Origin of the sequence: Micromonospora sp. NPDC005367, from assembly GCF_040606825.1 — a bacterium.
GTDB lineage: Bacteria > Actinomycetota > Actinomycetes > Mycobacteriales > Micromonosporaceae > Micromonospora.
In genome coordinates, this window is record NZ_JBEXFP010000064.1 from 23,499 (window position 1) to 34,776 (window position 11,278).

The 11,278-nt window shown below is 71.5% G+C and carries 13 protein-coding genes and 1 pseudogene; 2 read left to right on the plus strand and 12 right to left on the minus strand.

The window, feature by feature from the left end:
- Nucleotides 1-118 precede the first annotated feature (118 nt).
- The 3 genes and pseudogenes from ABZS42_RS29180 to ABZS42_RS29190 all read right to left on the minus strand — a co-directional run.
- On the minus strand, nt 119-769 hold the full coding sequence (locus ABZS42_RS29180; protein ID WP_355150691.1) for a M23 family metallopeptidase: 651 nt from the start codon (nt 767-769) through the stop codon (nt 119-121).
- A 22-nt stretch (nt 770-791) separates the two neighbouring features.
- Entirely contained in the window at nt 792-1,163 is a 372-nt protein-coding gene (locus ABZS42_RS29185) for an RICIN domain-containing protein (protein ID WP_355150712.1), read from the minus strand.
- Nucleotides 1,164-1,301: 138 nt separating this feature from the next.
- A pseudogene (locus tag ABZS42_RS29190) lies at nt 1,302-2,957 on the minus strand (protein kinase); the annotation flags it as partial.
- 716 nt (nt 2,958-3,673) lie between these two features.
- Between ABZS42_RS29190 and ABZS42_RS29195 the strand changes: the two are divergent.
- Nucleotides 3,674-4,006: a nuclear transport factor 2 family protein gene (locus ABZS42_RS29195; RefSeq protein ID WP_350788552.1), complete on the plus strand. Its 333-nt coding sequence runs from the start codon at nt 3,674-3,676 to the stop codon at nt 4,004-4,006.
- 52 nt (nt 4,007-4,058) lie between these two features.
- On the opposite strand, the gene ABZS42_RS29200 is transcribed toward ABZS42_RS29195, so the two are convergent.
- From ABZS42_RS29200 to ABZS42_RS29225, 6 genes are read right to left on the minus strand one after another with little or no spacing between them, the layout of a single operon-like run.
- A complete protein-coding gene (locus tag ABZS42_RS29200) occupies nt 4,059-4,541 on the minus strand; it encodes a hypothetical protein (protein WP_355150693.1) in 483 nt (160 codons plus the stop codon).
- 48 nt (nt 4,542-4,589) lie between these two features.
- The gene (locus ABZS42_RS29205) at nt 4,590-5,177 is read right to left on the minus strand and encodes an energy-coupling factor transporter transmembrane protein EcfT (RefSeq protein ID WP_355150695.1); all 588 of its coding nucleotides are present in this window, start codon (nt 5,175-5,177) and stop codon (nt 4,590-4,592) included.
- A 5-nt stretch (nt 5,178-5,182) separates the two neighbouring features.
- Complete coding sequence (locus tag ABZS42_RS29210) at nt 5,183-5,869, minus strand: ABC transporter ATP-binding protein (protein ID WP_355150697.1); 687 nt, start codon at nt 5,867-5,869, stop codon at nt 5,183-5,185.
- A complete protein-coding gene (locus tag ABZS42_RS29215) occupies nt 5,866-7,029 on the minus strand; it encodes a thiolase family protein (protein WP_355150699.1) in 1,164 nt (387 codons plus the stop codon). Before ABZS42_RS29215 ends, ABZS42_RS29210 begins: the two co-directional genes overlap by 4 nt.
- Complete coding sequence (locus ABZS42_RS29220) at nt 7,022-8,275, minus strand: AMP-binding protein (RefSeq protein WP_355150701.1); 1,254 nt, start codon at nt 8,273-8,275, stop codon at nt 7,022-7,024. The genes ABZS42_RS29215 and ABZS42_RS29220 overlap by 8 nt, the downstream gene beginning before the upstream one ends.
- Nucleotides 8,272-8,895, minus strand: a complete 624-nt coding sequence (locus ABZS42_RS29225; RefSeq protein ID WP_355150703.1) for a biotin transporter BioY — start codon at nt 8,893-8,895, stop codon at nt 8,272-8,274. The genes ABZS42_RS29220 and ABZS42_RS29225 overlap by 4 nt, the downstream gene beginning before the upstream one ends.
- 127 nt (nt 8,896-9,022) lie before the next feature.
- Between ABZS42_RS29225 and ABZS42_RS29230 the strand changes: the two genes are divergently transcribed.
- A complete protein-coding gene (locus ABZS42_RS29230) occupies nt 9,023-9,676 on the plus strand; it encodes a TetR family transcriptional regulator (RefSeq protein ID WP_355150705.1) in 654 nt (217 codons plus the stop codon).
- A 38-nt stretch (nt 9,677-9,714) separates the two neighbouring features.
- Here ABZS42_RS29230 and ABZS42_RS29235 read toward each other — a convergent pair whose 3' ends face one another.
- The 3 genes from ABZS42_RS29235 to ABZS42_RS29245 form a co-directional block, all read right to left on the minus strand.
- The gene (locus tag ABZS42_RS29235) at nt 9,715-9,909 is read right to left on the minus strand and encodes a ribonuclease (RefSeq protein WP_355150707.1); all 195 of its coding nucleotides are present in this window, start codon (nt 9,907-9,909) and stop codon (nt 9,715-9,717) included.
- A gap of 334 nt (nt 9,910-10,243) precedes the next feature.
- Nucleotides 10,244-10,891: a TMEM175 family protein gene (locus tag ABZS42_RS29240; RefSeq protein ID WP_355150709.1), complete on the minus strand. Its 648-nt coding sequence runs from the start codon at nt 10,889-10,891 to the stop codon at nt 10,244-10,246.
- Nucleotides 10,892-10,958: 67 nt separating this feature from the next.
- The coding region (locus ABZS42_RS29245) for a hypothetical protein (RefSeq protein WP_355150711.1) at nt 10,959-11,278 on the minus strand (320 nt) is incomplete at its 5' end.

An 11,278-nucleotide genomic window follows, 5' to 3' on the forward strand; every position in this document is an offset into this window, starting at 1 on the left:
TCGGGCGTACACGACCATACCGGTAAGAGGTTCACCGTACCGGGGCGATCGACCGAAAGCAGCACGCTGCCCGCCGGATTCGAGACGGTCCCGACCGTTCGGCAAGACCGGCGGGCGATCAGCCGCAGTTGTTGCTCGTACGCCGGACCGTGTACTCGCGGTCGTCGTGGGTGATGCCGGAGGGAGAGCCGTCGAACCACGTCTCGACCTTCTCCCAACCCCGGCGCTGCTCGAAGTGCAGGTGCGGGGCCCCGGAGTTGCCGGTGCTGCCGAGCCGACCGATCTGCTCACCCTGGGCGACCCGCTGACCTTCCCGCACCATCGGCGGTTCGAGCAGGTGGAGGTACTGCGTCTCCCACCGGCCACCATGGTCGATCTTCACCCAGTAGCCACCGCCGCGCCCCCGCGGCCCCTCCGGGTTCTCCGGGGTACGCCCACCGAGCGAGCCGTTGATCCCGGCCACGGTGACCGTGCCCGCCGCGGCCGCGAGCACCGGCCTACCCCACGCCTCGCCCCCGATGGGGAAGAGGTCGACGTCGTAGTCGTCATGGCCCGGATAGGTGCCGAGCTGCCAGGTCTCCCCACAGGCGACCGGAAGCTGGAACGGTGGACGCGGACCCGGCGGCAGCAGCATCGGAACGATCAGCGCGGCGACCGCCAGAACGGCCGCCGCCGCGACGAGCGCGAAGACGATCCGAGCCGTACGGCTGCGGGGGCGGCGGTGGGTGTGGCGTCTGCGGGGGCCGGCGGTCGTCACCGGACGAAGCATGGCAGACCCCGTCAACCACCCGTCACCGCAACAGCCACTTCTGGTGGATCGCGCCGTCGTTGCAGGTCCACTGCTGCAGCGGCGCGCCGTTCTCGGTGCGCTCGTCGACCACGTCCAGGCACTTCCCGCTGCTGGCGTTCACCAGTTGACGCTCCTCGTTCAACCTGAACTTCTGAGCCGGGGTGCCGTTGCAGTCGGTCAGCTGAACCACCGCGCCGTCGTCGCTCGACGCGTTGGCCACGTCCATGCACCGGCCGTCCAACTTGATGCTCCCGTCCGGACCGAACGTCCAGAGCTGGTTGCGGTCACGTGCGGCCAGGCAGTCACGGATGAGCAGGCGCGGCGAGCCGGGCGCATCGAGGTCCTTGATGTCCAGGCACCGGTTGCTCGCCACACCGACGATCCGGTTGCCCGGCTTGCGTGGAGTGGCGCTCGCCGTACCCGTCGGCGTTCCCGGCTTCGACGGCGGGGCGGCGGCCGACGGGCTGCTCGTGCTCGTCGGCTCTCCGCCGGAGCCCTCCTTGGCCGAGCGGAACCCGGCGGTGACCTTCTGGAACGCGCTCGCGTTGGTGGCCCAGAGCTCCTCCGGTGTCGACCAGACGATGCGGTAGCCCTGCTGCTCGGCGGTCGCGAAGGTGCGCTGACGCGCGTGCACGAGCGTGCCGGAGTCGGCCGTGTAGACCCACTCCCAGTCGGCGGCACGAAGCTGGTAGTTGACGGCGACGATCTCGACCCGGCGGTAGTCGCGGTACTTCCCGCCGACGGCCGGATCCTCCTCACGCCTGGTCAGCTCGGCCACGGGATCGTTGCCGGGCGCCTGTGTCCGGCTGACCGCGAGCATCCGCTCGCCGCCCGGCTCGTGGAACTCGACCGTGCCGCCGTGCCGGACGATCCGCCAGTCCCGCGGCGCGGGCACGGCGTACCCGCTGCGATCCCGGTAGACGGACCAGGCCAGCGTTCCGGGCGCGGGGGACGTCGACGAGCCCGGGGACTCCGGCGAGGCGACCGCGTCCACCAACTCGGCGCCGGCAGGGTCCGTGGGCGCGTCCCGGACGGCCAGGGGAACGCCGATGCCGAGCCCGAGCAGCAGCACGAAGGCGGCGGCGCCGACCAGCCAGGCTCGCCGCCGGCGCGTGGCGGCCGAGGGTCGCGCAGCGTCGACGTCCGCCCCCGGCACCGATGCCCTCGCAGCGGACCCGCCCGGATCAGGCGCGGACGCCGCCGGTGTCGCCGGCGGCTCGGCGGCAACGGGCTGACCGGCCCCGAACGCGCCCGCCACGGAAGCGGCCCCGGGGTCGATCGGCGAGACTCCGGGATGCTGCGGGATCGCCTGCGTCTTCGCGGTGAGCGCCGCACGCTGTGGCGTCTCGGCGAGCAATTGACGCAGCAACTGCTCTGCGGTGTCGGCGTCCATCCGCTCGGCCGGATCCTTGCGGAGCAGGCCCTCCAGCAACGGTGTGAGCGGGCCCGCCTGACGGGGCCGGGGTGGTGGCTCGGTGACGAGCGCGGTGAGGCTCATCATGCTGGACGGCCGGGCGTACGGCGACTGCCCCTCGACCGCGGCGAACAGCGTGGCGCCGAGCGACCACAGGTCACCGGCCGGACCGATGATGCCGCTCATGGCCCGCTCGGGCGAGACGTACGCGGGCGAGCCCAGGACGATGCCGGCGAGGGTCAGGGTCGAGTCCTCGACCGCGGTGGCCAGACCGAAGTCGGTGAGCACGATCCGCCCGTCGGCGCCGATGAGGATGTTGGCCGGCTTGACGTCGCGGTGCACGATCCCGGCCCGATGGGCGGCGCGGAGCGCGCCGAGCACCGCCAGCCCGATCTCGGCCGCCCGCACGGGCAGGAGCGAGCCCTCACCGGCGATGACGTCGTGCAGCGAGCGGGACGGCACGTACTCCATCACGATCTGCGGGTCGCCGTCCGCGCTCAGCAACACGTCGAAGACCTTGACGGCGCTGACGTGGTCGAGTCGCGCGATGGCCCGCGCCTCCCGAAGCGACCGCACACGCAATTCCTGCCGCGCCTGATCGGCCAGGTTGGGGGGCGGAACAATTTCCTTGATGGCCACGTCTCGGTGCAGCATCCGGTCACGGGCTTTCCACACCCGACCCATTCCGCCCTGGCCGAGCAGCTCCAAGACCTCATACCGATCGGTAACAACGAGTGGTACGATCTCCGGCACGCGGGAGAGGTTACCTGCTTGATCCGGCGTTCATTTTCCTGCCGGTCGCCACCGCCCATTTGTGACCGGGGTCATCCCTGCCCAACCCCTGTTGCCAGCGGCGATTGAGCGCGCCAGGTAACGACGGTCGAGCGCACCGTGAGGATTTGCGAGAGATTACCCGGAGTGCGTCGGATATTGGACACGGAGACGGGTGTCACCAACGACTGCCGAGCAACCACATTCGACGGTGAGCCGACAACCCCGCCGCCGAAATAAGTACTGTCACGGTGAGCCTCGGCACACATCGCCGCGCCGCATTCACGGGCTGTTTCCGCACGCTGACAGATCCAGCCGGAGAGCGATTTCCGCAGGCTCCGAACCACACCGGCGGACACACCACGGCGCCCCCTTCGATCCGGACCGCTGGTCGAGGCCCCGACAGGCGCACGGCTCGGATGACTGCTGCACAACACCGACGCCACGGGTCACGTCGCGGACCTCGCCGACACTCGGCCCCGCCGACGAATGCTGTGGCCAGCGCTACAACGCCGCCCGCCCCGATGCCTGAACCGAGGATTTCCGCACGCCGTGTGTAGTACGAATGGGCCGGACACGACTCGCCGCGATCAAGAAGCGCCACAACCCACGCAACCTCTTCCGCGTGAACCACGACATCACGCCCGCCCAGCCACGACGCCCTCCCGTGCGTCGCACAACCGCCGGAGGAATGAGCAATGACGACCAGCGAGATCCCCACCCCGATCCAGGCGTTCATCGACGCCACGAACCGCGCCGACTCGGACGCCTTCGTCGCCGCGTTCACCGACGACGCGTACCTCAACGACTGGGGCCGCGAGTTCCGCGGCCGGGACGGGGTACGCGACTGGGACCGCACCGACAACATCGGCGTGCAGTCACGCTTCGAGTTCAAGGGGATCAAGCCCGGTGCGGACCCGGACAGCTACGTCGTCACCCTGAAGGTCTCGGGCAACGGTTACAACGGCACCGGCCCGATGACGTTCCACCTGCGCGACGGCCTGATCTCGAGCCTGCGCATCAGCGGCTGACCCGGGCACCCGGAGATTCGACGAGCGGTCGCCGCGCGCCACCGAGGCGCGGCTACCAGCGCTCTCCGGCGCGCACCTCCGCCACCCGCCACCGGCCCTGCGACTCGGGGACCAGCCCGACGAGGAGCCGGGCCGCCTGGCCGTTGGCGAACCGGACCTGCGCGTGCGTCTCGGCATGCAACCGCCCTTGGCTGCGGACGATCGTCGTACCGTCGATGGTGTAGGCGGTGAGCGCCTGGTCCCCGGCGTAGAGCTCGGCGAACTCCGCCGGACCGGCCTGCGCCCGGCGCTCGACGGTGAGCAACCCGTACGCCACCGCGAACTCCCCCGCCACGACCGCATCGAGGTACGCCGTCGCCGTCGCCTGCGCGGGACCACGCTCGGCCATCCCCCGCCTCGTCGTGGCCACCAACCAGACGAGCGCGCAGCAGGCCGCGACCGCCCCGACCGCCAACGCCGACCAGATCGACAATCGTCTGGTGCAACAGCCGAGGCAGGTGACGACGATCAGGCCGAACGCCAGGACACCCGACACTCTGGCCACTCGACCCGACATGGTCAGGCAGCCTAGCCCGACCCGGGCTCAGTCGACACCCCTGGCGGTCAGGGCGTCGGCCAGGTCGTCGGAGTGTTTGAGCGCCATGACGAGCAGGGGTACGACGAACGCCAGCGGCTGCACGGGCACCCCGCGCGCACGTTGCGCCTCGCGCACCTGTACGGCGAAACCGGTGATGACCGGCACGGTGGTGATCGTCATGGAGAGCATGAGGGCGATCCTGTTCGGGTCGACCCCGAACCTCCGCAGTGGCCCGAGCGCACCGGCGATGGCGTCGATCAGATCCTCGGTGCGGGTCGTGAGGGTGACCAGGGCGGCGAGGAGCACGACCACGACCACCCGGGTGACGTTGGCCGCCGCGGTCGGCAGCGACAGGAACAGCGCCTGTGGCACGAGCATGACGAGGACGAGCCAGCGCAGGTCCCGGAGCTGACGGCCGAGTTCGCGCAGCCCCAGGCCGGTGAGCAGATAGCAGCCGAACACGAGGGCGATCGCCCCGGCGAGCAGCCCTGGGTTCGCCGGGGCGAGTGAGATCGCCAGTGCGAGAGCCATGACGGTGAGCAGCTTCGGGCCGGCGGGCATCCGATGCAGGACGCTGCCGCCCGGCCGGTACATCGCGATCAGAGTTGCTCCTCCTCGTACCGGGCGATGACGGCTGCCGGGTCACCGCGGTCCACCAGGGTGCCGGCCTCGAAGCGCACGGCGATGTCGCACCGGGCGGCCAGCCGGGGATCGTGGGTGACGATGACCAGTTGCTGCGGCATCTCGTCGAGCAGGAACCGCGCGATGCGTCTGCTGTTCGAGGCGTCGAGGTACGCGGTCGGTTCGTCGGCGACGACGAGGCTGGGCTCGCGGATGAGCACCGCACAGAGGGCGAGCAACTGTTTCTGCCCGCCGGAGAGGGTCTGGGCGGGCGCGTCGGCGTGCTCGCCGAGGCCGAAGCGGTCGAGCGCCGCGGTGACCCGCTCCTGGACCTCCGTACGGGTAAGACCTCGTCCGCGGAGGGAGAACGCGACGTCCTCGGCCACGGTCGGCATGATGATCTGCGCGTCCGGGTTGCTGAAGACGAAGCCGACCCGGCGGCGGACCTCCTTCGGCTGCCGGGCCGGGTCGACCCCGTGCACCCGCACCTCGCCCCGCGTCGGGGTGACGAGACCGTTCAGCATCCGGGCGAAGGTCGACTTCCCGGAGCCGTTGGAGCCGATCACGGCGATCCGACGTTCGTCGAGGTCGAGTGTCAGGTCGCGCAGCACCTCCCGTCCGGAGAACTCGACCGAGACGTTCTCGAAGTGGATCTGGGAGTTCACCGGACCACCTCGAACAGGGCTGCCACGCCGATCCCCCCACCGACGGCCGCCGTGGCGAGGCCGAGCGACCCGGCCGGGGCACCCGATCGCACGAGCCGGGAGAAGAGCCGCACGACACTGACCGCTCCGCTCGCGCCCCACGGGTGCCCGAGCGCCAGCGCGCCCCCGTCCGCGCAGACCCGTGCGTCGACCTCGTCACCGGCCGCGAGACCGAGACGGGTGAGCACGGCCAGCGTCTGTGCGGCGAACGCCTCCACGATCTCGATGGCGGCGACGTCGGCGAGGGTCACGCCCGCGCCGCGCAGCAGGGCCTCGACCGCGGGCACCGGCCCGAGCCCGGGCAGGGCCGGGTCGCAGCCGACGGTCGCGCTGGCGACCAGGGCGAGCCCCGGCGCGTCGCCACGGGCGCCGGCCGGCACGATCGCGACCGCCGCGGCGCCGTCGCTGTCGCGGCAGGAGTTGCCTGCCGTCACGGTGCCGCCGTCCGCGGCGTCGGGGAACAGCGCCGGGAACCGGTCGAGCATGGTGGGGATGCGTGGGCGTGGCCCGCTGTCGCGGGTTAGTCCGTCGAGCGGCACGAGTTCGTCGTCGAAGCCGCCCCGCTCGCGGGTCGCGGACGCGAGCCGGTGGCTGCGCGCGGCGTAACGGTCCTGGCGGTCGCGGCTGACCGCGTCGAGCACGGCGAGGTCCTGGGCGGCGCGCACCATGTCCGGGTCGGCGAAGCCGGCTGGGGCGAACGGAGCCTTTCGGTACGCGACCCCGTCCGCGATGCGGGTCGGTGCGGTGGACGTGCTCTCGGCGCCGCCCGCGATGCGGGTACGCGCATCGCCGGCCCGGATCGCGTCGGCGGCTGTGATGATCGCGGCCAGGCCGCTGCCGCACTGCCGGTCGATCGTCATGCCCGGTACCGAGAGGTCCAGTCCCGCCGCGAGCGCCGACAGCCGGGCGGTGTTGCCACCCGGTCCCATGCAGTTGCCGAGCACGACGTCGCCGACGGCCGGCGGCGCGGCCGTGGCCAGCGAGGCGTCGTCGACGCAGGCGCGGACGACGGGGGCGGCGAGTCGCTCCACGGTGACGTCGGCGAGCCGGCCGCCCTTGCCGGCGATCGGGGTACGTCGCGCCGCGACGACGACCGGGAGGTTTCGCTGCCGTTCAGACAACTCTGCTCACCCTCCCCTCGATCGCGTCGTGCCTGATCCGGTCGCGGGCGGGTTTGCCGGTGGCCGTACGCGGCAGGCGTTCGGCCCAGAACCAGCGGCGCGGCAGGTGCGTGCCGGACAGCAGCGCGCCCGCCTGGCTGCGCAACTCGCGGGCCGACGGCGGCCGGCCGCCCGGGCCGGTCTCGATGACCGCGGCGACGAGCGACCCCGCCCTCGTGTTGGGCAGCCCGAAGACCACCGCGTCCTCGATCCCGTCGATCCGCTGGAGTGCCGCTTCGACGTCCTCCGGGATCACCGTGGCGGCGGCGGTGAGGATGGCGCCGTCACTGCGGCCGCGGAACCGCAGCGGATCGGCCGCGTCACCGCTGACCAGGTCGCCGACCGTGCCCCAACCGTCGTCGTCGCACCGGAACGGTCCGGTGGCCGCACCGAGGTATCCGCCGGCGAAGTACGGGGATCGGACCCAGAGCACGCCGTCGTCGATGCGGGTCTCGACACCGTCGAAGGGGCGCAGTCCTCGGCCGTCGGGGTCGACGGCGACGAAGGAGAGTTCGGCGGCCCCGTAGTAGGAGACCAGCCGGATACCGGCTGCTTCGGCCCGGCCGCGCAGGCCGGGGTCGAGCCGGGCGCCACCGACCAGGGCGACGCGGAGCCGATGCGCCCGGCCTGCCTCGATCCGCTCGAGGACACCGCGCAGCGCGTACGGCGTGCCGTGCAACACGGTGGCGTGTTCAAGGTCCGCATCGGAGACGGTGTGTGTCCGGGGCAGGAGGATGCTCGCGCCGACCGCGCGGGCGTGGACGACGGAGAACATCGTCACCGACGAGACGAGCGGTGAGGGGACGTAGACGACGTCGTCCGCGGTGAGACCGAGCAGCCGCTCGACGCCCGGGTACGAGGCGGACCAGGACTCGTGCGTGCGGACGATCACTCTTGGCGTGCCGGTGCTGCCCGAACTGAACGTCGCCCAGGCCATGCCCGACACCGGATCCGCCGCCGTCACCGTCCGGCGCAGGCCGTCCCAGTAGTCGCTGTTCCACCGGTCGTCGCCGATCAGCGGCACACCGCCCGCGTCCCGCACGGCGAAGGCCGTCGCGATCGCGTTCAGCCGATCCCCGTCGAGGATCGGAACGACCCGGCCGGGCGCGTCGACGCCCGCCGTCCCGGCGGCGGCGATCCGCTCACGTAGCTGCGCCTCGGTCAGCGCCGCCGATCCACAGCGGACGGCGGGTCGCTCGCTCGTCACCGTACGCTCGCATCGGTCTTCGGCTGCGCGGCCCGCGGCCGGGGCCCGGCCGCCGTCTCGGCGCCGAACGCCCGGGGGTACGCGCGCCAGAGCGCCATGGCGACGGCCGCCGCGATCACCACCTTCAGCAGGTCACCGGGGAGGAAGGCGGCGCTGGTCAACGCGGTCTTCGCCAGCGGGAGCCGGGTGACGAGCGCCTGGACCGGGATGCCGACCGCGTAGACCACGAGCGCGCCCCCGATGAAACAGCCCAGCGCCGTCCGCCACCATGTCGGCGGCCGGTTGCCGAACCGCACGATGGCGCCCACCACGAAGGCTCCAGCGATCCAGCCGAAGAGGAAGCCGGCCGAGGGGCCGACGAAGACGCCCGCGCCACCACGTCCACCCGACAGCAGCGGCAGCCCCGCGAGGACGAGCACGAGGAAGAGCGTGACGGCGGCCGCGCCCCGCCAGCGGCCCAGGATGGCGCCGGCGAGCATGACGCCGAGCGTCTGTGCGGTGATCGGCACCGCGCCGCCGAACACCGAGATCGCGCCGGGGATCCCCAGGACCGCCAGGATCGCGGCGAAGACCACGATCCTCGTGACGTCCCGCGTGTCGAGACCGCGACGTCGCTCCATGATCGGCTCCTTCCACGCCCCGCGTCGACGGCTCCGCGCAACGACGGGACGATGGTGTTCGGATGAGATGGAGAACGGCGTTCACCTGAACACCGTTCTCCTGAACGGCGTTCACTATACTTGCGGGATGCCGAGGCCGGAAAGCACAGCCGCGTACGCCCGAAACTCCCGTGAAGACGTCATCGAGGCAGCCCTGGGCATCCTGGACCAGCAGGGGCTACCGGATCTCACGATGCGCCACCTGGCCGCCACTCTCGGCATCCAGCCGAGCGGGCTCTACTGGCACTTCCCCAACAAGCAGGCGCTGCTCGCCGCGGTCTCCGACCGGATAATCTCGGGCGCCCGCGTCGTGGACGCCAGCGGCCGCAGCTGGCAGCAGCGGGTACAGGCGGAGGCCGGCGCCCTGCGGGACGCGCTCCTCGCATTCAAGGACGGCGCGGAGGTCGTCTCGAGCACCCTCGCCCTCGGCCTCGGCGCGGAGGGGCTGCAACGGCGCCTGACCGGAGCGATCGACGCGGGCGGATTCGACGGGGAGACCAGCGAGCTCGCCGCCGCGACCATGGTCCACTTCATCGTCGGCCACGCCTTCCACGAGCAGCAGCGCATCCAGGCCGACAGCCTCGGCGCGGTCGCGCACGCGCACGCCGTCGACCGGGAGGACCCCGCGGAGGCCATCGACCGGCCCGGCGCGTTCGACTTCGGAATCACGCTCCTCATCGCCGGCCTGGAGCGGCAGGGCACGCACGCACCCGTCGACCCGGCCTCCGCCGGCTCCCAGTGATCGGCTGACGCGCGCCATCACACGAAAGCGACCGGCGACTACTCCTCCGTCGGGGCGCCCGGGCCGACCTCGCCACGCCTGAGGTGTTCGGCGTTGAGGTCCGCCTCGCTGTGGGCGTGGGCGGCTCCGGCACCCGGGTCCGCGGTTCGGCGTCCCTTGACGTCCTGATACACCGCGCCGCTCTCGAACGCCTCGTCCTCCTGCTGCCGCCGATTCTTCTCCGGTACGGTCACACACCCCCCTACCCCGCCCCCACCCTCACAAACCCCACCACTCCCGCAGGAGCCTCTTTCACGGAAAGAGTGGCCACCCGACGCGCGGAGGCCACTCTTTCCAGGAAAGTGCGCGGGCCATCGGCGATCGGCTGCCGGCGCTGCAGAACGGTGGCGAGCCATACATCCTGAGCAGTCCGCGGGACCTCGCCACCTGCTTCGCGGGTCTCACGATGGTCGAGCCCGGCCTGGTGCCGATCCCGCTGCGGCGTCCCGACGACGCCGACGCCGAGGGAATCGACACGCGTACGGCGCGGTGGCCCGGAAGCCGTGACCCGTCCTGCGGCGGGAGCGCTCAGCCGCCCCTGGTGAGCTCACCCCGGATCGGCAACCAGTAGGCCGGGATGAAGGCGGTTATCACCACCACGCCGAGCAGCGGCAGGAACGCCCCGACCAGCATCCCGGCGCCGATCCAGACGATCGCGACCCGGAACCGGCGGGCGACGAACCTGGCGCCGGCATCGTCGATGGTGGCGCCGAGCAACCCGCGGCGGGCGTACGCCCAGATGATGTTGAAAAGGATCGCAGCCAACTCGATCGTTGCGCCGTAGAACACGACGGCGCCTCGCTCGCCGTCGCCGGAGTGGAACGCGTCGGACAGGACCGAAGCGGCGAACGGCAGGAACGCGACATCCATCAACAGCAGGGTGTTCAGGAACATCAGCAGCCGATCCACCATCCGGATGTGATCGAACATCACATGGTGGTTGACCCAGATCTGGCCGATCATCAGAAAGGTGACCGAGTAGGCCAGGTACGACGGCCACAGCAGGCCCAGCCCGTGGAACAACCGCCGGAAGTCCTCCGGCGGCCGGATGTCCAGCACGAGCAGGGTCACCGCGATGGCGAAGACCGCGTCGCTGAACGCCACCAGCCGTTCCGGATTGCGGGTGCCACCGAACGCCGCCGACGGCGCCGCCGAGCGGCTCCCCTGCCGTGGCACGCCTACGCCCCGGTCCGGTCGCGGCGTCGCCGGTGACCGGCGCCGAGCGGCCGACCGCCGCGCTTGATCAATCCGATGCTGATCTCTCGATCCGGTGACGCCTCCGGCATGACCGGTCAACTCGCGGACGTGGGCCGCGGTGACTGGTGTCCGGGTAGCCTTTCGCCGCGCCGCCGCTCGAACCCGGCCGGATCCGCCTCGTCGAATCAATCCAACTGATGCTGTCCATCAGAATGATTCGTTTGATTTGATGCTCCTGCCGCGCGACGCTTGACCCGTCAACGAAGGAAAACAGGGTCAACGGAGGCTTCACATGAGCAAGGCGCAGCGGGTGGCGATCGTCACCGGGGGTTCTCGGGGCATCGGTCGGCAGGTCGTGCAGCGGCT

Excerpts from the sequence above, each read along its gene's own strand:
- ABZS42_RS29180 (WP_355150691.1), bottom strand. The coding sequence starts at position 769 with ATGCTTCGTCCGGTGACGACCGCCGGCCCCCGCAGACGCCACACCCAC.
- ABZS42_RS29195 (WP_350788552.1), top strand. The coding sequence starts at position 3,674 with ATGACGACCAGCGAGATCCCCACCCCGATCCAGGCGTTCATCGACGCC.
- ABZS42_RS29205 (WP_355150695.1), bottom strand. The coding sequence starts at position 5,177 with ATGTACCGGCCGGGCGGCAGCGTCCTGCATCGGATGCCCGCCGGCCCG.
- ABZS42_RS29225 (WP_355150703.1), bottom strand. The coding sequence starts at position 8,895 with ATGGAGCGACGTCGCGGTCTCGACACGCGGGACGTCACGAGGATCGTG.
- ABZS42_RS29230 (WP_355150705.1), top strand. The coding sequence starts at position 9,023 with ATGCCGAGGCCGGAAAGCACAGCCGCGTACGCCCGAAACTCCCGTGAA.